General features: G+C 63.7%; 22 protein-coding genes and 1 tRNA gene. 20 read left to right on the top strand and 3 right to left on the bottom strand.

Annotation, left to right across the window (positions count from 1 at the left end; translation table 11 throughout):
• Positions 1 to 30 precede the first annotated feature (30 nt).
• The 6 genes from H3S97_RS05785 to mltG all read left to right on the top strand — a co-directional run bounded on the left by H3S97_RS05785 (position 31) and on the right by mltG (position 5998).
• Positions 31 to 699 (top strand): histidine phosphatase family protein, encoded by a 669-nt coding sequence (locus H3S97_RS05785; RefSeq protein WP_198187136.1) that lies wholly within the window; start codon positions 31 to 33, stop codon positions 697 to 699.
• 92 nt (positions 700 to 791) lie between these two features.
• Positions 792 to 1223, top strand: coding sequence for a DUF948 domain-containing protein (locus H3S97_RS05780; protein ID WP_198187135.1), 432 nt, complete (start codon positions 792 to 794; stop codon positions 1221 to 1223).
• The gene (locus H3S97_RS05775; protein WP_024627396.1) at positions 1223 to 1462 is read left to right on the top strand and encodes a hypothetical protein; all 240 of its coding nucleotides are present in this window, start codon (positions 1223 to 1225) and stop codon (positions 1460 to 1462) included. The genes H3S97_RS05780 and H3S97_RS05775 overlap by 1 nt, the downstream gene beginning before the upstream one ends.
• 166 nt (positions 1463 to 1628) lie before the next feature.
• Positions 1629 to 4310, top strand: a complete 2682-nt coding sequence (gene alaS, locus H3S97_RS05770) for an alanine--tRNA ligase (protein ID WP_198219929.1) — start codon at positions 1629 to 1631, stop codon at positions 4308 to 4310.
• Between the two features lie 8 nt (positions 4311 to 4318).
• Positions 4319 to 4801: a Holliday junction resolvase RuvX gene (gene ruvX, locus H3S97_RS05765; protein WP_198219928.1), complete on the top strand. Its 483-nt coding sequence runs from the start codon at positions 4319 to 4321 to the stop codon at positions 4799 to 4801.
• Entirely contained in the window at positions 4802 to 5998 is a 1197-nt protein-coding gene (gene mltG / locus H3S97_RS05760) for an endolytic transglycosylase MltG (RefSeq protein ID WP_198219927.1), read from the top strand.
• A 30-nt stretch (positions 5999 to 6028) separates the two neighbouring features.
• Here mltG and H3S97_RS05755 read toward each other — a convergent pair whose 3' ends face one another.
• On the bottom strand, positions 6029 to 6502 hold the full coding sequence (locus H3S97_RS05755; protein WP_198219926.1) for a peptidase A24: 474 nt from the start codon (positions 6500 to 6502) through the stop codon (positions 6029 to 6031).
• Between the two features lie 62 nt (positions 6503 to 6564).
• Between H3S97_RS05755 and aroC the strand changes: the two genes are divergently transcribed.
• The 12 genes from aroC to H3S97_RS05695 all read left to right on the top strand — a co-directional run bounded on the left by aroC (position 6565) and on the right by H3S97_RS05695 (position 21949).
• Positions 6565 to 7758 (top strand): chorismate synthase, encoded by a 1194-nt coding sequence (gene aroC / locus H3S97_RS05750; protein ID WP_198219925.1) that lies wholly within the window; start codon positions 6565 to 6567, stop codon positions 7756 to 7758.
• A 13-nt stretch (positions 7759 to 7771) separates the two neighbouring features.
• Positions 7772 to 9403: a bifunctional shikimate kinase/3-dehydroquinate synthase gene (locus tag H3S97_RS05745; protein WP_198219924.1), complete on the top strand. Its 1632-nt coding sequence runs from the start codon at positions 7772 to 7774 to the stop codon at positions 9401 to 9403.
• A gap of 3 nt (positions 9404 to 9406) precedes the next feature.
• A complete protein-coding gene (aroQ, locus tag H3S97_RS05740; protein WP_198219923.1) occupies positions 9407 to 9877 on the top strand; it encodes a type II 3-dehydroquinate dehydratase in 471 nt (156 codons plus the stop codon).
• A complete protein-coding gene (locus H3S97_RS05735) occupies positions 9874 to 12417 on the top strand; it encodes an excinuclease ABC subunit UvrA (RefSeq protein WP_198219922.1) in 2544 nt (847 codons plus the stop codon). Before aroQ ends, H3S97_RS05735 begins: the two co-directional genes overlap by 4 nt.
• Positions 12418 to 12482: 65 nt before the next feature.
• A complete protein-coding gene (locus H3S97_RS05730) occupies positions 12483 to 14147 on the top strand; it encodes a CTP synthase (protein ID WP_198219921.1) in 1665 nt (554 codons plus the stop codon).
• A 259-nt stretch (positions 14148 to 14406) separates the two neighbouring features.
• Positions 14407 to 15861, top strand: coding sequence for a Fe-S cluster assembly protein SufB (gene sufB / locus H3S97_RS05725; protein ID WP_081581024.1), 1455 nt, complete (start codon positions 14407 to 14409; stop codon positions 15859 to 15861).
• Positions 15861 to 17087, top strand: coding sequence for a Fe-S cluster assembly protein SufD (sufD, locus tag H3S97_RS05720; RefSeq protein ID WP_198219920.1), 1227 nt, complete (start codon positions 15861 to 15863; stop codon positions 17085 to 17087). Before sufB ends, sufD begins: the two co-directional genes overlap by 1 nt.
• A 1-nt stretch (position 17088) precedes the next feature.
• Positions 17089 to 17868: a Fe-S cluster assembly ATPase SufC gene (gene sufC, locus H3S97_RS05715; RefSeq protein ID WP_198177736.1), complete on the top strand. Its 780-nt coding sequence runs from the start codon at positions 17089 to 17091 to the stop codon at positions 17866 to 17868.
• A 21-nt stretch (positions 17869 to 17889) separates the two neighbouring features.
• Entirely contained in the window at positions 17890 to 19164 is a 1275-nt protein-coding gene (locus H3S97_RS05710) for a SufS family cysteine desulfurase (protein ID WP_198219919.1), read from the top strand.
• Between the two features lie 60 nt (positions 19165 to 19224).
• The gene (gene sufU, locus H3S97_RS05705; RefSeq protein ID WP_198219918.1) at positions 19225 to 19812 is read left to right on the top strand and encodes a Fe-S cluster assembly sulfur transfer protein SufU; all 588 of its coding nucleotides are present in this window, start codon (positions 19225 to 19227) and stop codon (positions 19810 to 19812) included.
• Complete coding sequence (locus H3S97_RS05700; protein ID WP_198219917.1) at positions 19809 to 20531, top strand: metal-sulfur cluster assembly factor; 723 nt, start codon at positions 19809 to 19811, stop codon at positions 20529 to 20531. The genes sufU and H3S97_RS05700 overlap by 4 nt, the downstream gene beginning before the upstream one ends.
• 101 nt (positions 20532 to 20632) lie before the next feature.
• Positions 20633 to 21949 (top strand): uracil-xanthine permease family protein, encoded by a 1317-nt coding sequence (locus tag H3S97_RS05695; RefSeq protein WP_198219916.1) that lies wholly within the window; start codon positions 20633 to 20635, stop codon positions 21947 to 21949.
• A 93-nt stretch (positions 21950 to 22042) separates the two neighbouring features.
• Here the strand turns inward: H3S97_RS05695 and H3S97_RS05690 are convergent, their stop codons facing one another.
• Positions 22043 to 22918 carry a TrmH family RNA methyltransferase gene (locus H3S97_RS05690; protein ID WP_232356294.1) on the bottom strand — a complete coding sequence of 292 codons (876 nt, stop codon included), beginning with the start codon at positions 22916 to 22918 and terminating at the stop codon, positions 22043 to 22045.
• Positions 22919 to 23083: 165 nt separating this feature from the next.
• A tRNA-Leu gene (locus tag H3S97_RS05685) sits at positions 23084 to 23172 on the bottom strand.
• Positions 23173 to 23290: 118 nt separating this feature from the next.
• Between H3S97_RS05685 and H3S97_RS05680 the strand changes: the two genes are divergently transcribed.
• A complete protein-coding gene (locus tag H3S97_RS05680) occupies positions 23291 to 24091 on the top strand; it encodes a 16S rRNA (uracil(1498)-N(3))-methyltransferase (RefSeq protein WP_198219915.1) in 801 nt (266 codons plus the stop codon).
• Positions 24092 to 24180: 89 nt separating this feature from the next.
• A complete protein-coding gene (locus H3S97_RS05675) occupies positions 24181 to 24528 on the top strand; it encodes a histidine triad nucleotide-binding protein (protein ID WP_198177741.1) in 348 nt (115 codons plus the stop codon).
• The last annotated feature ends 25 nt before the right edge of the window (positions 24529 to 24553 follow it).

Genomic DNA, 24553 nt, shown 5'->3' with positions numbered 1-24553 from the left:
CTGCTGGGACATGGGTGGGATAATGGGGGCATGTTGCTCCATCTGTATGCCGTCCGCCATGGGCAGACCTATTTCAACCGCTACAACCGTCTTCAAGGCTGGTCCAACTCGCCGCTGACTGCATCGGGGCTGGAGGATGCCGACCGTGCGGGCCATAAATTGAGCAAGGTGAACTTTGCTGCCGCCTACTGCTCGGACACCACACGCGCCCAGGAGACAGTCCGCAGAATCCTGGACCAGAACCAGTCGGAGAAGAAGCCTGAGCCGGTCAGCGACAGCCACTTCCGCGAGCAGTTCTACGGCTACTTCGAGGGGCAGGACATGGCCATGGCCTGGTGGGCCGCAGGCGCGCCTCATGGGGCGGGAACCTACCAGCAGATTGTGGATCAGTTCGGCCTTGCGGCTACCAGGGACTTCCTCAAGGAGGCCGATCCCTTCGGTGACGCGGAGTCCGACAGCGAGTACTGGACGCGCATTGCCGGCGGATTCGCACTGATTGCCGCTGACCCGCATCTGAAAGATGGCGACCGTGTCCTGCTGATCTCGCACGGCAACACCCTGCTCAGTCTGGTCAACCGATTCGGCGGCGGGCGTTATGACACCAGCAGCCGCCCGAGCAACGGAAGCGTCACCATATTCGACTTCGATACGGAGGCCCCCTTTGAGCGCGCCCTGCAGGTTCGGTCCTTCAACCGTTGAACCGGCTTCAACCGGCCGGTCATGGCCTGGTCTGATAGACGGCGCGTGCTAGCGTTGTCCCCAGTATCGTACCAATGGAAGAGAGGTAGCAGATGGACGTAGGACAGATTGCCGGCCTGATAGCGGCCATTGCCTTCGCTATCCTGGCAGGGTTTCTGATCTATCCCCTGATTCGTCTAGGGAAGCTCTTCGACCAGCTGGCACAGACCATCAAGCAGGCGGGCGACCATGTCGTGCCCACCCTGGACGAGTCCACCAGCACGGTCACCCAGCTCAACCAGACCCTGACCGACGTCAATCGCATCTCCGCAGCGGCCTCGACCACGGCAGGCAACCTCGGCGCCCTGACCGACCTGTACGGATCGATGCTGGGCAAGCCGGTCATCAAAGTGGCAGCCTTCCTCTATGCCCTGCGCAAGACGATCTCGTCATTCCTTTCTGGTGGCCGCAACAGCGCCGAATCCAAGTCCTCCACAGCAAAAAAGGCCAATGACGGCCAAGGGAACGAGGGGGGTACCCGCTGATGTTCAAACGGATCTTCTGGATGGGCCTGGGCGTCACGGCAGGCGTAGTCCTGGTGACCAAGGCCGAGGCCTATGTCAGGGCCAATACCCCCAAGCGTGCAAGGGAATTCGTGCTGGGCGAGGACCAGGACCAGGTGGCCTCACGGACCCTGTCCGGCCTGGTACGCCAGTTCACCCAGACCATGCACCAGCGGCAGGATGAGCTGGACCGCCGCTATCTGGACCGTTTCCAGGGCTGAGCCTGGGGCGGACAGGCCAGGACAGATGCGCCTGGCCGGTGTAAAATCACCATATTCAGCTAAGAGTCCGGAGTGCGGGCGACCTGTTCGCACCCCGGACAACCGAGTCATTTGGACGACCCGTTATCCCCTCGGCGTTCACCGGGTCTGAAGGAGCAGAAGCAGCATGCGCACATCGGAAATCGCCAAGCGTTTCCTCGATTATTTCCAGGACAAGGATCATCTGGTGGTTCCCTCCGCCTCCCTGATCTCGCCCAATCCCACCACGCTCTTCACCATCGCCGGCATGGTCCCCTTCATCCCCTACCTGCTGGGGGAGCAGACCCCGCCCAGGAGCCGGATGGCCAGCAACCAGAAGTGCGTGCGCACCCTGGACATCGACGAGGTGGGCAAGACCACCCGTCACGGCACCTTCTTCCAGATGCTGGGCAACTTCTCCTTCGGGGACTACTTCAAGGAGGAGGCCATCCACTATGCCTGGGACCTGCTGACCAAGCCCCAGGACCAGGGCGGCTACGGCTTCGACCCCGAAACGATCTGGGTGACCACCTACACCGACGATGACGAGGCCCGCTCCCTGTGGAAGAACGAGGGCTTCGACCCCGAGCACATGGAGATCCTGGGCATGGAGGACAACTTCTGGACCACCGGCGGCCCTGGCCCCGGCGGCCCCTGCTCCGAAATCTATGTGGACCGCGGCCCTGCCTATGGCAAGGAGGGCGGCCCCTCGGCCGACGAGAACCGGTACATCGAGATCTGGGATCTGGTCTTCGAGAACTACGAGGTGGACAACGTACGCTCCAAGACCGACCTGCACATCGTGGGGGAGCTGGAGCACAAGAACATCGACACCGGCGCCGGCCTGGAGCGCCTGGCCTACCTGCTTCAAGGCAAGCAGAACATCTACGAGACCGACGAGGTCTATCCCGTCATCCAGGCTGCCGAGAGCCTGTCTGGCCGGCACTACGGCGACGATGCCCAGGATGACGTACGCTTCCGTGTGGTGGCCGACCATGTCCGCTCGGCCCTGATGATCATGAGCGACGGCGTCCGCCCCAGCAACGTCGGCCGTGGCTACGTGCTGCGCCGTCTGCTGCGCCGGACCATCCGCTCCATGAAGATGCTGGGTGTGGACCAGGAGGTCCTGCCCCAGCTCTTCCCGGTCTCCAAGGATGCCATGGCCCCCAGCTACCCAGAGCTCAACGACACCTTCTCCGAGGTGGCCGAATCGGCCTATGGCGAGGAGCTGGCCTTCCGTCGGACCCTGGACAAGGGAACCACCATTCTGGATACGGCCGTCAACAAGGCCAAGAGCGGGAAGGGCGAACCCGAGGTCTCCGGCAAGGATGCCTTCACCCTGCATGACACCTACGGCTTCCCCATCGAACTGACTCTGGAGATGGCCTCCGAGCAGGGCGTCAAGGTGGATCAGGACGAGTTCCGGAAGCTCATGAACGAGCAGAAGTCCAGGGCCCGCGCCGATGCCATGAAGAAGCGGCACAACGTGGACCTGAGCGTCTACGACGATATGCGCAAGAACCTTGACGAGCCTCAGGTCTTCCTGGGTTACACCGACTTCTCCAGCCGCTCGACCGTCCTGGGCATCATCCAGGAGGGCAAGGGAGCGGTTCCGGCCGTCAAGGCGCCCGCCCAGGTTGAGGTGATTCTGGACCGCTCTCCCTTCTACGCCGAGGCCGGCGGCCAGCTGGCCGACCAGGGGGAGATCCTGACCGACGATGGGGCCGTACTGGAAGTGGACGACGTGCAGAGGCCCATCAAGGGGCTGACCATCCACCGCTGCCGACTGACCGAAGGAACGCTGACCCTGCAGGCCAAGGTCACGGCCACCATCGACCGGAACCGGCGCGGTGCCATCGCCCGCTCGCACACCGCCACGCACATGGTCCACAAGGCCCTGCGAGAGGAACTGGGCCCCCAGGCCACGCAGCGCGGTTCCGAGGATGCACCCAACAGGCTGCGTTTCGACTTCCAGTGGTCGCAGGCCCCCAGCCGTCAGGCCATGGATGCGGTGGAAGCCCGTGTCAACGATCGTCTGCGGGACAACCTGGCCGTGACCGCTCAGGAGATGAAATACGACGACGCCATCGCCCTGGGTGCCATGCACCTGTTCGGGGAGAAGTACGGCGACGTGGTCCGTGTGGTCTCGATCGGCGAGGACGGTTGGAGCCGTGAGCTCTGCGGGGGAACCCATGTGGACCACGTGGGCAAGATCGGCGCGGTCTCCATCATGTCCGAGGCCTCGGTGGGCACCGGCGTCCGTCGTGTCGATGCCGTGGTGGGTCAGGGGGCCTACGAATACAACGCCCGTGAGCACGCCCTTGTCTCTCAGCTCTCCGACAAGCTCAACGCCCGCCCTGACGAGCTTGAGTCCAGGATCTCTGCCCTGCTGGCCAAGCTCAAGGAGTCCGACCGCCGACTGGCGGCCACCTATGAGCAGCAGATGGCCCAGGCAGTGCCCGAGCTGGCCAGCCAGGCCCTGCATGCTCCGGGCGAAGTCAAGATCGCATCCCGGAATATGGGGCATTTCGGCTCGGTCGATGCCCTGCGCAAGGCAGTGACAGACCTGAGGGCCCGCATGGGCGATGAATATCCCGTTGTGGTCGCCTTGGCCGGAGTCAGCGAGGATGAGAAGCCAGTCATCTTCGTAGCCACCAACCAGGCGGCCCGTGACCGCGGTCTCAGGGCCGGCGACCTGGTCAGGACGGCCTCCAGGGTCCTGGGAGGAGGAGGCGGCGGCAAGCCTGACTTCGCCCAGGGCGGCGGCCAGGATGCTTCGGCCATCGATCGGGCCTTGAAAGACCTGAGTGATCAGGTCCGAGAGGGCTGAGCTCTCCCGTGGGATCACAGACAGCCGTGTGGCTGGGGGTGGATCTTGGCGAAGCCAGGGTGGGTCTGGCCCTGTCGGACCCGGAGCTGACCCTGGCCTTTCCCGCTGGCAACATCAGGGTTCAGGGCGACTACTTTCAGGCCCTGGACCAGGTGGAAGACCTGATTATGGACAAGTGCGTGTCCCGAGTCGTGGTCGGACACCCCCTGCTTCTGAGCGGCCAGGCTGGTCGCAGCGCCAAAAAGGCGGCCCGTTGGGTGCGTGCCCTGACCAGTCGTCTGCAGGAGGATGCATACGATGCCGACATTGCCCCTGAGCAGCTGCCCAGTGTAGTATTGCGAGACGAACGACTGACGACCGTCAGCGCCCATCGTCAGCTGTATGATGCCCGCGTGGACGGGCGAAGACATCGTCCCGTGGTCGATCAGCAGTCCGCTGTTGTGCTGTTGCAGTCGGCCCTGGACGACCAACGTGCCGACAAGGAGTGCTAATTGGCCGACGACATGCAGGATTTCTTCCAGGACAAGGTCCAGTGGGTTGCCGACGGGCAGGCCCCGGTTTCCGCTATGCCGCCGCGTCCTCCTCGTTCACGTCGTGAGATGCGCCGTCGGCGGGAGAGACGCAAACATCGCAAGCAGATCATGATCGTCATCGTCACCCTGGCTGTTGTGCTGGCCACCTCCTGCGTGGTGATCCTGGTGGGCGGACTGCGCCATGGCGCCCCACGGATCGTAGCCACCAAGGAGGTCGCCCCCGACTATCCAGGCCCGGGCGGACAGCCCCTGGAGTTCACGGTCGAGAGTGGCCAGGGGGCTGATCAGGTGGGTGCCAACCTGGTCAAGGCCGGGGTGGTCAAATCCACGGCTGCCTTCCTGCACGCCATCACCAGCGCACAGTCCGAATCCAGGCTCCTGCCCGGCACCTTCGATCTGCGTCTGCGGATGAAGGCCTCTGACGTGGTGGCCATTCTGACCGACCGAAGCAAGGCCGGAGGCTTCCTGCAGGTGAGGGCCGGCGAGCGGGTCCGCGATGTGGTCGCCCGGGCCGCCCAGCTCTCCGGGGTTCCGCAGAGCGAATTCGACGCCCTGATTCAGGCCAAGGGCGAGGACATCCTGCCCCAGGAGGCGCAGGGCAACTTCGAGGGTTGGCTGCAGCCTGGCGAGTACGACGTACGCAAGGCAGGTTCGGCCAAGGCCATCCTGGGCAACCTGGTCTCCAAGCGGATCGAGCACCTGGACCAGTTGGGCGTGCCAGGTGGCCAGGAGCGGCAGACCATACTCAACACGGCCTCCATCACCGAGGCCGAGGTAAACAAGTCGGAATACTACAGCAAGGTGGCCCGGGTCATCGAAAACCGATTGGCCAAGGGAATGCCCCTGGGCATGGACAGCACCGTGGCCTACTCCAACAATGTCTCCGCCTTGAAGCTGACCGATGCCATGCTGAAGAATGCCAACGACCCCTACAACACCAGGGTCCATCAGGGTCTGCCACCAGGCCCCATCGGCAGCCCGGGAGACGAGGCCATCCAGGCGGTCATGCACCCCGAGTCAGGCGATTGGCTCTATTTCGTGACCGTCAACATGGACACGGGAGAGACCAGGTTCAGCGACAACCCGGATCAGTTCAACCGCGACGTCAAGGAGTACAAGGCCTGGGAGTCCCAGCACAACGAGCAGGGCAGGTAGCGCCTTGTCCCTGGATCCCAGTTGCCGGTCCTAGAGGGCTTCGATGATCAGGGCCACCACCGCTGCGGCCAGGATGACCGGGACGTAGGCCAGCGAGAGAGGGTCGTCTGTCCTGACCGACCCGCGGCGACGGGCCAACCAGACCAGAGCCAGGGCGGCCAGCCCCAGCAGGCCCATCATCAGCCACCAGACCAGGATGGCCGTCCATCCCAGAACAGACAGGCTCAGGGCCACCAGACCCGTTGCCGTCACATCGCCCAGTCCCAGGGCGCCGGGTCGGACCAGGGCCAGCAGGAGCTGAAGGCCTGTACATGCCAGAGTCAGCAGCAGGCACTGCACCAGCAGCATAGGACGACCCTGGATCAGGGAGAAGCCCAGCAGGGTCACAGCCTGCAGCACCAGTCCCAAGAGCACCAGAAGACGTGGGACTCGCCGGGAGCGGATGTCGATCAGGGCCAGGAGGAGGGCGGTCAGCAGTCCCGGCGCTGGGATGAGGTAGACCATCTTCTAAGATAATCATAGGTAGCCCTAACCTGGCAAACGAGGAACGAACGAGGAGCTTGAATATGTTACGCTGGCAGACGGCAGGGGAATCCCACGGAGAGGCCCTGGTGGCCATGATGGAGGGTCTGCCCGCAGGAGTCGCCGTATCCACCAAGGATATCGAATCGGCCCTGGCCCGTCGTCGGCTGGGCTATGGTCGCGGGGCTAGGATGGGCTTTGAACAGGACAAGGTGCGTCTGCTGACCGGGGTCAGGCATGGACGGACGCTCGGTTCACCGGTGGCCATCGAGATCGGCAACACGGAGTGGCCCAAGTGGGAGCGCATCATGAGCGTGGACGAGCTGCCCGCCGATCAGGAGTCCCCGGCGACCGGTCGCAACGCCCCCCTGACCAGGCCCAGGCCCGGCCACGCCGATCTGACCGGCATGCGCAAGTACGGGTTTACGGATGCGCGTCCGGTCCTAGAGCGCTCCTCTGCCAGGGAGACCGCATCCCGAGTGGCACTGGGATCGGTGGCCGCCGACTTCCTGCAGCAGGCCCTGGGGATACGGACCGTTTCCCATGTCATCTCCATAGCCGGGGTCGGCCTGGAGGGGCATGAGGTCACGCCCGGCCCTGAGGACGGACCCGCCCTAGATGCCTCTCCGGTCAGGACCCTGGACAAGGATGCCGAGAAGCGGATGATGGCCAGAATCGACCAGATCAAGAAGGACGGCGACACCGCCGGCGGGGTCTTCGAGGTCATTGCCTATGGTGTGCCTGCGGGGCTGGGCACCTACGTGGAGGACGACCGACGTCTGGATGCGGCCCTGGCCAGCGCCTTCATGGGCATTCAGGCCATCAAGGGCGTGGAAATCGGCGATGGATTCAGGGAGGCTGACCGCCCGGGATCACAGGCCCATGACGAGATGGAGCCCGGTCCTGACGGTACCATCCGCAGACTCAGCAACCATGCAGGCGGTCTGGAGGGTGGCACATCCAATGGCCAGCCCATCAGGGTCAGGGCCGCCATGAAGCCCATCTCCTCGGTGCCCCGGGCCCTTCGCACGGTGGATGTGGCCACCGGCCAGCCTGCCCAGGCCATCCATCAGCGTTCCGATGTGACCGCCGTGCCTGCCGCCGCGGTGATCGGCGAAGCCATGATGAACCTGACACTGGCGCGCTTCGCCTTGGAGAAGTTCGGTGGTGACTCGCTCGAGGAGGTTCGGCGCAACGCCCAGGCCTACCTCAAGTCCTGGCCCGAGCATCTGCGGTGAGGGGCGGAATCGCATGATTGAAAGCAGCAGTATGCCCAGGGCCGTCGTCATCGGCATGCCGGGTGCGGGCAAGACCCGGCTGGGCAGGGAGACGGCCGCCCTGATCAAGGCGCCCTTCCGGGATACCGACCAGTGCATCGAACAAGAAGCAGGTCGGTCGGTCAGCGAGATCTTCGACACTCAGGGCGAGCAGGCTTTCCGTGAAATGGAGACCCGGGCGATCCAGGACCTTTTGAAGGATTTCCCCGGCGGCATCCTGTCCCTGGGGGGAGGGGCTCCCATGAGCACCGAGGTCTTCCAGGCGCTGCAGGACTATCGGCGGGCAGGCGGTGCTGTGGTCTACCTACAGATCGACCCGGAGGAGGGGGTCAGCCGGGCGGCACGGTCGGATCATCGCCCCCTTCTTCGCGGCGGCGCATCGGAGCGCTGGATGGCTCTCTATCGCGAGCGCCGCAGCGTCTATCAGGAGCTGGCCACCATCACCCTCAAATCCAGGAACACCACCCCCCGTGCCCTGGCCAGACGGCTGGCCGATGCCCTGACTGAGCGGGTGGTTCACGTCAGCGGTCCCGACCCCTACGATGTGAGGATCGGCGCCGGGGTGACCGGGCGACTGCATGAGCTGCTTGGCGACCAGACCATGAGGGTGGCCCTGATTCATACCCAGCCTGTCCAGCGCCATTCCGACCATGCCCGGGCCCTGCTCCGCCAGGCCGGGTATCAGGTGGTGGATCTGACCATTCCCGACGCGGAGGCCGGCAAGACCATCCAGGTCAGCCAGGGCATCTGGGAGCGCCTGGCAACCGAAGGCTTCACCCGTTCCGACGCCGTGGTGGGGCTGGGCGGGGGAGCGGCCACAGACCAGGCCGGGTTCATCGCCGCCACCTGGATGCGGGGCATCCGTTATGTGAACTGCCCCACCTCCCTACTGGCCATGGTAGATGCCTCCACCGGCGGCAAAACCGGCATCAACCTGGAGCAGGGCAAGAATCTGGTCGGCAGCTTCTACACTCCTGCCGGCGTCCTGGCTGATCTGCGGACCCTGCGGACCCTGCCCAATGAGATTTTCGTAGAGGGGCTGGGCGAGGTGGCCAAGTCCGGTTTCATCATGGACGGCGGCATCCTGCGCGAGCTGGAGGAGCGGGCCGAATCCCTACGCGCCTTTGACGGTCAGGAGTCCGACCAATGGCTGGGCACGGTGGTCCAGGATCTGATCGAACGCACCGTCGAGGTCAAGGCCCGGCACGTTTCGGTGGACCTCAAGGAGTCCGGCCTGCGGGAGTTCCTCAACTATGGGCACACCCTGGGCCACGCCGTCGAGAAGATCGAACATTTCACCTGGCGGCATGGTCAGGCCGTGTCCGTGGGCATGGTCTTCGCAGCCGAGCTGGCCAGGATCACCGGCCACCTGGATCAGGAGGCGGTCGACTATCATCGGCGGCTTCTGTCTTCGCTGGGACTGAGAACCTGGTGGAATGGGGGAGACTTCGACCAGGTGCTTGCCCTCATGCATCGGGACAAAAAGGCCCGTGGCAACAAGTTGCGGTTTATCATTCTTGATGGTTTGGGCAAACCCACCCACCTGGACGACCCGCCGGTCTCGGCGCTCAAGGAGGCCTTCCAGGCCATACGCAAGGAGGGATGACAGATGGCGGATGCCGACAAGGGCAGGCGGAAGGTTCTGGTGGTCAACGGACCCAACCTGGGTCGGCTGGGTGTGCGCGACCCCGATGTCTACGGTCGTCAGGATCTGGCGACGCTGACCCGGGACTGCGAAGACTGGGGTCGGCAGCTGGGTCTGGATGTCCAGGTGCTGCAATCGGATGACGAGGGCCAGGTCATCCGTTGGATGCATAAGGCCGTGGACCAAGGCAGTGCCGTAGTGCTCAACCCGGCCGCCTTCACCCACTACAGCTATGGGCTTGCCGATGCCGCCGTCCAGGTCACCCAGGCAGGGCTGCCGCTGATGGAGGTCCATATTTCCAATCCTTCATCCCGGGAGGCCTTCCGCCGACGCAGCGTCATCTCGCCGGTGGCAACCGGCACCATCACCGGCTTGGGTTTCTACGGCTACCGGCTGGCCCTGGAAGCTGTGGCCCACCTGCTGGAGAACGCATGAGTGAGAGCGGGGAGACCGGCAGGAAACTCCCCGCACCGCCCAAGGCCATCCTTGTCCGCGGCGCCAGGGTCCACAACCTGCGCAATCTGGATGTCGACATTCCTTTGAACCGCCTGGTGGGCATCGCCGGTGTCTCAGGCTCCGGCAAGTCCTCCCTGGCTCTGGGGGTCCTCTATGCCGAGGGTTCCCGGCGCTACCTGGAATCCCTGTCCACCTACACCAGGAGGCGGATGACCCAGGCCCAGCGCCCACAGGTGGACTCGGTGCGTTTCCTGCCCCCCGCACTGGCCCTGCGTCAACGCCCGGGCGTGGGCGGCATGCGCTCCACCTTCGGCACCGCCACCGAGCTGCTCAACGTGCTCAGGCTGATGTTCTCCCGGCTGGCCAGCCACGTCTGCCCCAATGGCCATCGCCAGGAGCCCACCCTGGCTGTGGCGGCCGAGATGCCCATCACCTGCCCGATCTGCGGTGCTACGGTGGAGCCTCCCAGCGCCGAGGAGCTGGCCTTCAACTCCCTGGGAGCCTGCCCCACCTGCCAGGGGACCGGGACGGTGCGCGAGGTGGACGACGCCACCCTGGTTCCCGACGACAGCCTGACCATCGACCAGGGGGCCGTGGTGCCCTGGCGGACCTTCGGCTTCAACGTACAGCCCGACATCGTTCGCGAATTCGGAGTCCGCACCGACGTGCCCTGGCGGGATCTGACCGATCGGGAGCGGAAGATCGTCTTCGAGGGGCCGGCCGAGAAGAAGCACATCACCATCACTTCGATCAAGGGTGTCCACGAGCTGGACTTCACCTTCCGCAACGCACGGCTGACGGTGACCGAGGAGCTCAAGAGGGCCAACGACGACAAGCGCCTGGCCAAGGTCGCCAAGTTCCTGACCGAACGGACCTGCCCGGACTGCAAGGGTACCCGGCTCAACCAGCGGGCGCGTCTGCCCGAGATCAACGGGGACAACCTGGCCGAGGTCACCTCATGGCCCCTGGATAAGGTGCTGGACTGGGGTCGGAAGCTGCCGCCCATGCTACCCGAACCCATGCGGCCCATGGCCTCGGCCCTCTGCAAGACCCTGGACGAGATGGGCAGGCGGTTGATCCAGCTGGGACTGAGCTACCTGACCCTGGACCGCTCCAGCGCCTCCCTGTCCACAGGGGAGCGGCAGCGGGCCCAGTTGGCCAGGGCCGTGCGTAACGAGACAACCGGCGTGCTCTATGTGCTGGATGAGCCCTCGACCGGCCTGCATCCTGCCAACCTTGAGGGGCTGATAGGGGTCATGCGCGACCTGCTGGCCGACGGCAATTCGGTGGTTTTCGTCGACCACGACGTCAAGGTTCTGCAATCAGCCGACTATCTGATCGAAATGGGTCCCGGAGCAGGGGAGCGCGGCGGCAGGATACTTGCCCAGGGGACCCCTGAAAAAATCGCCGCTGATCAGGATTCACGCATCGCCGGTTTTTTGGATGGCCGCGAGTCCGTTTTGGTACGGGACCGGCATCCCATGCCTGCAGGGAATGAGTGGATCCGCATGCAGTCAGGACCCATTCACACGGTCCACCCTCTGGATCTGGCCATTCCTCGTGGGTGCATGACGGCTGTGACCGGCGTATCCGGCTCCGGCAAGACCACCATGATCCTGGAGTCCCTGGTCCCGGCCCTTCAGGCCCGCATCCAAGGCCACCCCATGCCCAAGCATGTGCATAGCCTGGATCCGGCGGGCATCGACAGGGTTCGCCTGGTGGACTCCTCGCCCATCGGCATCAACGTGCGCTCCACGGTGGCCACCTACTCGGGGCTCATGGACCGGCTGCGCCGCCTCTTTGCAGCCACTGACCAGGCGAAAAAGGACAAGCTCGGCATCTCGGCATTCTCATACAACACCGGATCCCTGCGCTGCCCACAGTGCGACGGAACCGGGCAGATCAGCCTGGACGTGCAGTTCCTGCCCGACATCCCCATCACCTGTCCCAGCTGTCAGGGTCGTCGATACCGTCCGGAGGCCGAGCACTATCGCCTGTCCACGCCGTCCCACCAGGAGCCGCTGAGCCTGCCCGATCTGCTGGCCATGGAGGTGGGCCGGGCCCTGGAGGTCTTCGCACAGGGCCGCGAGTACACAGCCATCCGCCGAGGCTTGCAGACCTTGAAGGACCTGGGTCTGGACTATCTGACCCTGGGGGAGGACACCCCATCCCTGTCTGGCGGGGAGGCCCAGCGGCTGAAGCTGTCCAACGAGCTGGGCCGCAGGCAGAATGGCTCCATGTTCGTCCTGGACGAGCCCACCACCGGCCTGCATCCCCTGGATGTGCGCGTCCTGATCGGAGTGCTGGAACGTCTGGTCAGCAAGGGGGCCACGGTTGTCTTCATCGAGCACGATCTGGACATGATCGCCAACGCCGACCATGTGGTCGATATGGGCCCGGGGGGCGGTGATCGGGGCGGAAGAATCGTGGCCCAGGGCGACCCTGAATCCGTGGCCCGCAACCCGGATTCGGTGACCGGCCGCTACCTGGCCGACCACCTGCATCTGAACCGTCCCTGAATCCGACCTTCCTTCTCGAGTGTTGGCCGGTTTCTGGTCGCTCCTGCCTGATAGGCTGAAGTTCCATGGTCAGAGAACATGGAAATTCGCAAGGGCATATCACCAAACACATTTTCGTCACCGGCGGCGTGGTCTCTTCACTGGGCAAGGGACTTACCGCATCATCTCTGGGCCGACTGCTGAGAAGCCGCGGAATCCGCGTTCTTCAACAGAAGCTGGATCCCTACATCAACGTCGATCCGGGGACCATGAACCCCTTCCAACACGGCGAGGTCTACGTGACCGAGGATGGGGCCGAAACCGACTTGGACATCGGCCACTATGAGCGTTTCACCGATGTCTTCCTTTCCCAGAAGGCCAACGTGACCACCGGCCAGATCTACCAGTCCGTGCTGCGCAAAGAGCGGGCGGGGGAGTACCTGGGCCAGTGTGTCCAGGTCATTCCTCACGTGACCAACGAGATCAAGAGCCGCATGCGGGCCCAGGCCAGCGACGACGTGGATGTAATCATCACCGAGATCGGCGGGACTGTGGGAGACATCGAGTCCCAGCCCTTCATGGAGGCCGCCCGCGAGGTGCGTCGGGACATCGGCCCGGACAACTGCATGTTCGTCCATGTCTCCCTGGTTCCCTACGTGGCCGCCGCCCACGAGCTCAAGACCAAGCCCACCCAGCACTCGGTCATGGCCCTGCGCCAGCTGGGCATCGCCCCCGATGCCCTGGTGCTGCGCTCGGACCGGCCGCTCAACCAGGGCATTAAGGACAAGATTTCCCTGATGTGCGACGTGGATGCCGAGGGCGTGGTCAACTGCGTGGATGCGCCCAGCATCTACGACGTGCCCAAGATCCTCTATAAGGAGGGTCTGGACACCTACGTGGTGCGCAAGCTGGGTTTGCCCTTCCACGACGTCGACTGGAACGAGTGGGAGGACCTGCTGGACCGGGTCCATAACCCCCGTACCAAGGTGGCCATCGCCATCGTGGGCAAGTACATCGACCTGCCCGACGCCTACCTGTCGGTCATCGAGGCGCTGAAGGCCGGCGGTTTCGCCAACTGGTCCCAGGTCCAGGTCAAGCTGGTGGCGGCCGACACCTGCGAGACCATGGATGGTGCCCGCAAGGCCCTGGAGGGTGTCGACGGCATCGTGGTCCCCGGAGGCTTCGGCATCCGCGGAATCGAGGGCAAGATCGGCGCCCTGCGCTACGCCCGTGAGACCGGCCTGCCCGCCCTGGGTCTCTGCCTGGGACTGCAGTCCATGGTCATCGAGTTCGCCCGCCACGTCCTGGGGCTGGAGGACGCCAACTCCTCTGAGTTCGAGCCCGACTGCGAGAACCCGGTCATCGCCACCATGGAGGAGCAGAAGGACATCGTCGCCGGCCATGGCGACATGGGCCACACCATGCGGCTGGGCGCCTACCCGGCAGTGCTCAAGCCCGATTCGCTGGTGGCCCGGCTCTACGGCTCCACCGAGATCTCCGAGCGTCACCGCCACCGCTACGAGGTCAACGTGGCCTACAAGGAGCGGCTGGACAAGGCCGGCCTGCACATCTCGGGCACCAGCCCGGACGGGCAGCTGACCGAGTTCGTGGAGCTCTCCCAGGACCAGCACCCCTTCTATGTGGGCACCCAGGCCCACCCGGAGTTCAAGTCCCGGCCCACCAAGCCGCACCCCCTCTTCACCGGCCTGGTAAAGGCCAGCCTGGAGCACGGAGGCCAGGAGGCGGCCTGAGGTCGATTCCTTGCGTACTCTTTCGCTATGATCGCCCGTTTCCCTCTCATAGGGAGGCGGGCGATTGTCCATATCGGCGCTTTGTCAAGAGGAGGGGTCGGATTCCTTAGAGAGCGTAAGCCCGGGTCTGGCGGTTCACCAGTGCCCCGGTTATCCTGTAATGGTGTGATCGGCCGCATATGGCGGCCATGCGTGTGTTAGGAGGTCTCAGCTCGTGGACAGCACCTCGCAGCGGACAGACACATCGCGGGATGTGGAAATGAGCCAGTATGTGGCCGACCGCTCCCGCGTCAATGAAGAGAAAATCAAAAAAGACGACCAGATCATCTCCGAGTTCGGCGACTATACCTATGGCTGGCACGACTCCGACGATGCCGGGCGCAACGCCCACAAGGGCATCGACGAGGACGTGGTCCGGGCCATCTCGGCCGACAAGGGCGAGCCTGACTGGATGCTGCAGATGCGTCTCAAGGGCTATCGGGCCTTCATGGAGAAGCCCATGCCCAAGTGGGGCGTGGATTTGAGCGGGTTCGATGCAGACGACTTCAAGTACTACGTCAAGCCCTTGAAGGAGCAGGCCAAGGACTGGAAGGACCTGCCTGACGACATCCGCACCACCTATGACCGGCTTGGCATCCCCGAGGCCGAGAAGAAGCGGCTGGTCTCCGGAGTGGCCGCCCAGTACGAGTCCGAGGTCATCTACAACTCCATCCGCGACGACCTGCGCAAGCAAGGGGTCATCTTCCTGGATACGGATACAGCCCTCAAGGAGTACCCGGACCTCTTCCGCAAGTACTTCGCCACGGTCATCCCTCCGGACGACAACAAGTTCGCCGCCCTGAACACGGCGGCCTGGTCGGGCGGCTCCTTCGTCTACGTGCCCAAGGGGGTCCATGTGGACATCCCCCTGCAGGCCTACTTCCGTATCAACACGCCCAACATGGGCCAATTCGAGCGCACGCTGATCATCGCCGACGAGGGTTCCTACGTCCATTACGTGGAGGGCTGCACGGCGCCCATCTATTCCACCGACTCCCTGCATGCGGCCAACGTGGAGATCGTGGTCGAGCCTCACGCCCGTGTGCGCTACACCACGGTCCAGAACTGGTCCAACAACGTCTACAACCTGGTCACCCAGCGCGCCTATGTACGTGAGGGCGGCACCATGGAGTGGGTGGACGGTAACATCGGGTCCAAGGCCACCATGAAGTACCCGGCCTGCATCCTGGCCGAGCCCTATGCCAAGGCCGAGACCCTCTCCCTGGGCTTCGCCGGCAAGGGCCAGTATCAGGATACGGGCGCCAAGATGATCCACCTGGCACCCCACACCTCCTCCACCATCGTCTCCAAGTCCATCTCCCGCAACGGGGGAAGGGCCGCATACCGAGGCCTGGTCAAGATCATCAAGGGCGCCGAGAAGTCCTCCTCCTCGGTGGTCTGCGACGCTCTGCTGGTGGACGACTACTCCCGCTCGGATACCTACCCGCATGTAGATGTTCGCGAGGACGACGTCTCCATGGCCCACGAGGCCACCGTCTCCAAGGTCTCCGAGGACCAGCTCTTCTATCTGATGAGCCGCGGCCTGGAGGAGAAGGAGGCCATGGGCATGATAGTGCGCGGGTTCGTGGAGCCCATCTCCCGGCAGCTGCCCATGGAGTACGCGTTGGAGCTCAACCGCTTGGTCGAATTGCAGATGGAGGGTTCGGTAGGCTGATGTCACAGAAGAGCGAAGTAACCATTCCGCACGCGGATCCCAATGATCCCTATGCTTTCCCGGCCACCATGCCGTCCAGCGCCGACAAGGAGCCCCGCTCCTTCGATCCTGAGGACTTCCCCATGCCCACCCGCAAGCAGGATGACTGGCGGTTCACCCCCATCGACCGGATGGAGGAGTTCTTCACCGTCTTCAAACCCAGCGGTCTGACCAAGGTCTCAGTCACCATGATCGACGGGTCCGAACCGCCCGCGGATCAGGTCAGCTTCAGCCGGATTCCCATGGATCAGGCTCCCTGTGGCACCGTCCTCAAGCCCAGCGACCGAGCAGCGGCTGTGGAGTGGGCCAGCGGCAAGCAGGCGACCGTGGTCAACCTCAAGGGCACTCTGGATCAGCCCGTGCTGGTTCGCGTCATCGGCGGTGGCCCCGAGCTGGATGCCTTCCACCTGGTCATCAAGGCAGAGGCGGGCACCAAGGCCGATCTGGTGGTCGAGCACCAGGGTCAGGCGCGTCTTGCCGAGGGCGTTGAAATCGACATCGGTGACAATTCGCGGATGTCGACCACCTTCATCCAGGAGTGGGACAAGGGCAGTAAGCATGTAGGCAACCACCGCATTCACCTGGGAGCCGAGGCCTCCCTGCGCCACTCTGTGGTCAGCCTGGGCGGCGATGTGGTGCGGCTGCGCATGGACCAGGACTTCGGCGGCGAGCAGGGCGACCTGAACATGCTGGGCATCTACTTCGTCGATCCCGGCCAGCACATGGAGCACCGGACCATGGTGGTGCACAACCATCCCAACTGCAAGTCCCGTGTGGTATACAAGGGGGCCTTGGACGGAATCGGCGCGCACACCACCTGGGTGGGCAACGCGCTCATTCAGCCCACCGCGCCTGGAACCGACTCCTACGAGCTCAACCGGAACCTGGTGCTCACCCCTGGGGCCATCGCCGACTCCGAGCCCAACCTGGAGATCGAGAACGGCGACATCATCGGGGCAGGCCATGCCAGTTCGGTCGGACGCTTCGACGACGAGGAGCTCTTCTACCTGCAGTCCCGCGGCATCCCCGAGCAGGAGGCCCGCAAGCTGGTGGTTCGAGGCTTCTTCGGCGAACTGGTGGAGGAGATCGACGTCCCCAGCGTCTCCGGGCACCTGATGGGGGTCATCGACCGCAGGCTGGCGGCCGGCGAGGATCAAGAGATGCAGCACGTTTTGGAGGAGAACTGACATGTCCACATTGGAAATCAAGGATCTGCACGTCTCAGTGGAGACCAAGGAGGGTCGCAAGCAGATCCTCAAGGGGGCCACGCTGACCGTCCACTCCGGCGAGACCCACGCCATCATGGGGCCCAACGGGTCCGGCAAGTCCACCCTGGCCTACACGCTGGCCGGCCATCCCAAGTATGAGGTGGATTCGGGCCAGGCCCTGCTGGATGGGCAGGATCTGCTCAAGATGACCCCGGACGAGCGGGCCAAGGCCGGGCTCTTCCTGGCCATGCAGTACCCGGTCGAGGTGCCCGGCGTGTCCATGACCAACTTCCTGCGTACCGCCAAGACCGAGGTCGACGGCAAGGCCCCGGCCATCCGCCAGTGGACCAAGGATCTGAACGATGCCATGAAGCGGCTGCGCATGGATCCCAAGTTCGCCCGGCGCTCCGTCAACGAGGGCTTCTCGGGCGGCGAGAAGAAGCGGGCCGAGGTCCTGCAGCTGGAGCTGCTCAAGCCCAAGTTCGCGGTCCTGGACGAAACCGACTCCGGTCTGGACGTAGACGCCCTGCGCATCGTCTCCGAGGGGGTCAACAGGGCCAAGGAGAACACCGGTATGGGCGTGCTCATGGTCACCCACTACACCAGGATCCTCAAGTACATCAAGCCTGACATCGTCCACGTCTTCGCCGACGGTCGCTTCGTGAAGACCGGCGGTCCCGAGCTGGCTGACACCCTGGAGGAAACCGGGTACGACCAGTACCTGCCCGAGGGCGCCGATTCCGAATCAGCCCTGGCCTGAGGATAAGGGAAGAGGTCCGTAATGGTCATTGATGACAGCATTCGGCAGCAGTTTCCGATTCTGGACCAGCAGGTGCATGGCCACCCCCTGGTCTATCTGGATTCGGCTGCCACTGCCCAGAAGCCACTGGCGGTCATCGATGCCGTTCGGGACTTCTACCTGAAGGACAACGCCGGGGTGCACCGGGGCGCCCACGAACTGGCCGCCCGCAGCACCATGGCCTTCGAGCATGCTCGCTCACGCGTGGCCGCCCTGGTCGGCGCAGAGGGCCAGGAGGGCGGCGAGGAGATCGTCGTCACCGCCGGGGCCACAGCTGCTCTGAACCTGCTGGCCACCGCCTTCGGCAACGCCAGCCTGGGCCGCGGAGGCAAGGCGGCACGTCGGTTCGCCCTGAAGCCTGGCGACGAAGTGGTGGTCAGCAAGGCCGAGCACCACTCGGTCCTCCTGCCCTTCCAGGAGCTCTGCTACCGGACCGGAGCAGTCCTCAAGTACTTCGATCTGGACCCGGAGGGCCGTATTCTGGCCGATACCGCCGACCAGGTCATCACCGAGCGGACCAAGGTGGTCGCCGTCACCCACGTCAGCAATGTGACAGGTGCCATCACTGACATCAAGCCCATCGTCCGCCGTGCCCATCAGGTGGGTGCCCTGGTGGTGCTGGATGTGTGCCAGTCGGTGCCTCACCTGCCTATCGATCTGCACGCCATGGATGTGGACTTCGCCGCCTGGAGTGCGCACAAGATGTATGGCCCCACCGGCGTGGGCTTCCTCTATGGCCGCCGAGAACTGCTTGAGGCGTTGCCTCCGGCATCGTTCGGCGGATCCATGGTGGAACTGGCCTATCTGGACCGTCCGGCCAGCTATATGGATCCTCCGGCCCGGTTCGAGGCCGGCACCCAGCCGGTGGCCCAGATGATAGGTGCTGGCGCAGCTGCCGATTGGCTGATGGATTTGGGCATGGAGAACGTAGCCGAACACGAGAAAGCCATCACCGCCGGTCTGTTGAGGCTGGGGGCGTTGGACGGGGTACGCATCCTCGGGCCGACCACTCCCGAGGGCCGGATCGGCACGGTCGCCTTCGACGTGCAGGGGGTCCATCCCCATGACGTGGGCCAGTATGTGGATTCGCGCGGCATTGCCATCCGCGTTGGACACCACTGCGCTCAGCCGGTCCATCGACACTTCGGTCTGATGGCCTCCAACCGGGCCTCGACCGGCGTGTACAATACCGTGGCCGACACGGATGCCTTGCTGGACGCCGTCTCCGGAGTCCGCAAGTTCTTCCGGGTGGCCTGAGAGTCTTCACCTGAAGCACATTGACGGTTTTGACAAAGACATACTGGTAGGTTTAAGGACATGGCGGATTTCGGGATGGATGACGAGGAACTGGAGCAGATGTACCAGGAGGTGATCCTGGACGCAGCCCGCGATCCTCACGGGCGTGTAGGGGATCAGGCTGATGGGGGAGAAGACTCTGACGGTGACGGCGTGACCATCAGGGTGGAGCACGAGGCCTGCCTGGCTGCCGAGTCCCACCAGTTCAATCCCACTTGCGGGGATCAGGCCACCATCCATGTGGAGGTGGCGCCTGGCGAGCAGGGAGGTCCCGACCTCATCCAGCGAATCGTCTGGCAGGGTTCAGGCTGCTCCATCAGCCAGGCCAGTCTGTCCATCATGGTGGATTTGGTCCAGGGGCAGACCGTTGACCATGCCATGGATCTGGCCGCCGACTTTCGTAAGCTTATGGAATCGCGCGGCGCTGGAATCGAGGACGAGAAGGCGCGGGACGCCCTTGGTGATGCCATGGTCTTCCAGGGCGTGTCCAAGTATCCCATGCGAATCAAGTGCGCCCTGCTGGGCTGGGAGGGTATGAAGGCCTCGGTGGCCCAGGCCCTGTCAGCTGGGCGAGAGAGCGACAAAGGTGAGAAGGAGGAGCAGGTATGAGTGGCAATACGAATTTGGTGCCCGAACCCCAGGACTCCATCCTGGCCTCGGTGGGCAGGGCCATCAGCGATCCTGGCACGGCACAGGCTCTGGCCAGCAATCCCCTGGGCGCGGAAACGGTTCTGAAGTCGGCCGAGGGCGGTTCCATGCGGCAGGTCGACGGTCAGGCGGACAAGAAGTCCGGTTTGGCCAAGTCTGACAATCAGCCTGCCGACCAAGACGCCCCTGAAGTCACCCCTGAAAGTTTGTCAGCGGACCAGGGCTCGAATGACCACACCTCGGGCAGCGAGCCGGTCGCAGATAGCGAGGAAACCGCGGCCCAGAATGCCGCTGATGCTGAGGCTGCCGCTGAGGAGGCCATCCCTCTCAAGGCCGTCGACGACATCGGCCGGGCCACCGCGGAGGATGTCAGGGAGGCCCTGCACCAGGTCATCGACCCCGAGCTGGGCATCGATGTGGTCGACCTGGGGCTGGTCTATGGCATTGAAATCGACGAACTGGGAAGGGCCATCATCACCATGACCCTGACCACGCCGGCCTGCCCGCTGACTGACCTGATCGAGGACCAGTGTGCCAGCGTTTTGGCGGGTCTGGTCGAAGAGTTCCGCATCGACTGGACCTGGTCGCCGCGCTGGACCTTGGACATGATCACTCCTGAGGGTCGCGAGCAGCTGGCTGCCATCGGCTTCAACTTCGAGAACATGCCCACCTATCAGTGAGGCATTCCGTCCTGTAGGCCATTTCGGGTCCTCCCATGCGAATATACTGATGATTCCGGTCCGCCGTGACCGGCACGGCGCACGAGAGAAAGCACAGTGAAATGGCATTGTCCATGGGCTGGAAACTGCACGGCGACGGGAAAACATTGGCTCCGGGCGAAGTGGTGGAACCCGATGAGCGACTCACATGGCCACGTACGGCTGGCATAGGTGCCCAGCATGTCATAGCCATGTTCGGCTCCACCTTCCTGGTCCCCATTCTGACCGGATTCGACCCCTCTACGACCCTCTTCTTCACGGCCATGTCCACGGCCCTCTTCCTGCTGATCAACCGCAACCGTCTGCCCTCCTACCTGGGCAGCTCCTTCGGCTTCATCGCCCCGGTCCTGGCAGTGACCACCGCCCACAAGGGTCTGGCCGTGGCCTCCTTCGGGATCATGGTCACCGGCGCCCTGCTCTTCCTGATCGGCCTGATCGTCCACTTCGCCGGTTCGCGATGGATCGATATGATCATGCCGCCGGTGGTCAACGGTGCCATCGTGGCCATCATCGGCTTCAATCTGGCCCCCTCGGCCTGGAAGAACTTCAAATCGGCCCCGCTGACCGCCCTGGTCACCCTGGTGGCCGTCATGCTGATAGCCGTGCTCTTCAAAGGTCTGATCGGCCGACTCAACATCCTTTTGGGAGTCATCGTCGGCTATATCTTTGCGGTCACCCAGGGCCAGGTAGATTTCGCAGCTGTGGAAAAGGCCGCCTGGTTCGGTCTGCCTCACTTCCACACCCCTCAGGCCGACCCGTCCGTCCTGGCCATGTTCATCCCCGTGGTCCTGGTCCTGGTGGCCGAGAACATCGGTCACGTCAAGTCCGTGGCCCTGATGACCCGACGCGATTATGACGATCAGATCGGCACCGCCCTGATGGCCGACGGACTGGGCACCACTCTGGCCGGACTGGGCGGAGGCTCGGGCACCACCACCTACGCGGAGAACATCGGTGTCATGGCCGCCACCAAGGTCTACTCCACGGCCGCCTACTGGTGCGCCGCAATCTTCGCCTTCCTGCTCTCCCTCTGCCCCAAGTTCGGGGCCATCATCAACACCATTCCCACCGGCGTTCTCGGCGGGGTCACCACCATGCTCTACGGCATGATCGGCATGCTTGGTATCCGTATCTGGGTGGAGAACAAGGTGGACTTCGGCAAGTCCGTCAACATGACCGTGGGTGCCGTCGTCATGATCGTGGGCATCGCGGACTTCACCTTCGCGGTTGCCGGGGTCAGCTTCAACGGGATCGCCATCGGCTCTGTGGCAACGCTGGTCATGTACCACGGCCTCAAGGCCATCGGCCGCTGGCGTGGAACCATCGACCCGGACGACTACATCCATGAGGATTCGCAGGCCGTCTCAAAAGAGGGCTGATTGCGTCAGGTTCGTCCGGCCTTCCGTGGCTGCCCGACCGATACTCGAAGATGCCTGATGCCAAGGTTTGCCTGTTTGTGCAGCCGGCAAGGCTCAGCCAGCGTGTTCGGGTCTGGTCGCGTAGAAGGCCACGGCGCTCGAGGCAGCCACATTCAGGCTGTCCACGTCGTGGCTCATGGGGATGCGCACGGTCAGGTCCGCCCGGGCGATGGTCCTGTGGCTCAGTCCGTCCCCTTCGGTACCGAATATCAGGGCCAGGCGATCGATCCGGTCGGGCCCGTGCCCTAGACGCTCAGATAGCTCGTCCAGGCTGATGGCATCCCGGTTCAAGGCCATGGCCGCCGTGGTGAAACCCAAATCATGCAGCTGCTTCATGCCCTGGTCGGGCCAGGCGTGGACATCGTCGCCGCCGATTCTTGTCCAGGGAACCTGAAAGACCGTGCCCATGGAGACCCGTGCGGCCCTGCGGTACAGGGGGTCGGAACAGGAAGGGGTGACCAGGACCGCATCCACCTGCAGGGCTGCCGCCGAACGCATCAGCGCGCCGATGTTGGTGTGGTCGACAATGTTCTCCATGACGGCTATCCGTTTTGCCGAGCGGCAGATATGCTCCACGGTGGGCAGCGGCCAGCGTCTCATGGCGGCCAGTGCGCCCCGATGCAGCCGGTAGCCGGTGATGGTCTTGAGCTGTGCTGGGCTGGCCACGTAGACGGGAATGTTGGGTCCGAAGGCTGCGTCCACCTGGTCGAACATGGAGCGCATTCCCTCCAGCCAGGGCTCTTCCACCAGGAAGGAGATAGGCTCAACCCCGGCATCAAGGGCGCGGGCGATGACCTTGGGGGACTCGGCGATGAACAGGCCCTTGGCGGGTTCCAGACGATTGCGCAGCTGCGGCTCGGTCAGCCTGGTGTAGGCCTCGATCCTGTCATCGTCGATGGAGCCGATTCTCACCTTGAGCACGTCTGCCATACCTCCTTCTGGTTCTGTCAACAGCATAGGCAAAGCAACCGAAAACCGAACATGAGTCATTTTCGACGGAGAGTGTGGATAACAGGTCAGAAAGAGCCATGTTGATCAAATACGGAAAGCAGGGAAGATACGAATCGTAGAAGCCCCCAACGATGTGGAATCGAGTGTCCGGAACGGGAGTTGAACCCGTACGCCTGTATATATATAGGCACTAGCACCTCAAGCTAGCGCGTCTACCATTCCGCCACCCGGACAGGTGCGTAATCGCAACGGAGACAATCATAGCATCTTAGGCGACATCGTGCACTGGGCGATCAGGGGAGCGTGTCGTCGCAGTGAGTGCTTTTCGGCGGCGGGCTGTAGCCTAACACCATGACCGCACCCCTCTTCCTGCTGGATCCCGACCACGATGATTCCCCATTGGCCAGCGATGAGCTCCATACCGGCTGGCGCCTGACCCTGCCCGAGCACATTCGTCGCCATGCCCTGGGCTCCATGAGGCTGAAGAATGGGGACCAGCTGGATCTTTCTGACGGGGGCGGACTGCGCATCAGCGCCCTGGTAAGGGACGCCTCGACCGGCCTGGTGGAGGTCACCGCTGTGGGGCGGCAGGCGCCTCCCGAGAAGGAACTGATTCTTGTTCAGGCCCTGGCCAAGGGCGGCAGGGACGAGCAGGCCATCGACATGGCCACGCAGATCGGGGTGGATCAGGTCATGCCTTGGCAGGCTGATCGGTCCATAGCCAAATGGAGGCCGGGCCGCAACGACCGGCACTGGCAGGCCACATTGGATGCAGCCACTGAGCAGAGCCGGAGGGCCTACCGTCCTCGACTGCTGGACAAGCTGGACAGCCGTGGTCTTGCCTCCTGGTGCCGGAAGGCGACTGATCAGGGATGCCTGGTCCTGGTCCTTCACCAGGATGCCGACCTTGGATGGGATGCGGTCCGTAAACGCACAGACAAGCTTCGAACGAGCTCATCGATCGCCGTGGTTGTGGGTCCCGAGGGCGGGATCGCCGATCAGGAGATTCAGGCCATGATGAGGCAGGGGGCTCTGCCGATCCGGTTGGGAGGCAACATCCTCCGGGCCGCTCTTGCCGGACCTGTGGCTTTGACCCTGCTGGCGGACATGCTGGGTCGTTGGCACTGCGAAGCCCCTGAGCCTAGCGCATGAAGTCGCGCGCAATATACGACCTCGACAATAAGATGGAAAACAGCGAAAACGCCAAAAACAGCCATGTCGGCAAACGGTAAGGAGTGGTCATGAGCGATGACGATCGACAGGAGGACTGCATTTTCTGCAGAATCGTGGCAGGGGAGGTCCCCAGCGAGAAGGTCTATGAGGATGAGACCGTCTATGCTTTCAAGGATGCCAACCCCAAGGCCGCCGTCCATGTCCTGATCGTCCCGCGCCGCCACTACGCATCGGTGGCCGAACTGGCCAAGGCTGATCCTGAGACTCTGGCCCACATCGTCCAGGTGGCGCAGCAGATCGCCGACCAGGACTTCCACGGAGCCTACCGACTGATCTTCAACACGGGGGAGGATGCCGGCCAATCGGTCTTCCATGTCCACGCCCATGTCCTGACCGGACAGGTGCTGCCCGAGTGAGGCTCATGTTCACCATCGTCATCGT

Source organism: Bifidobacterium choladohabitans (genome assembly GCF_016102005.1).
GTDB lineage: Bacteria > Actinomycetota > Actinomycetes > Actinomycetales > Bifidobacteriaceae > Bombiscardovia > Bombiscardovia choladohabitans.
Note: the sequence above shows the minus strand (reverse complement) of the source record. Positions and strands in the feature narration are given on the sequence as shown.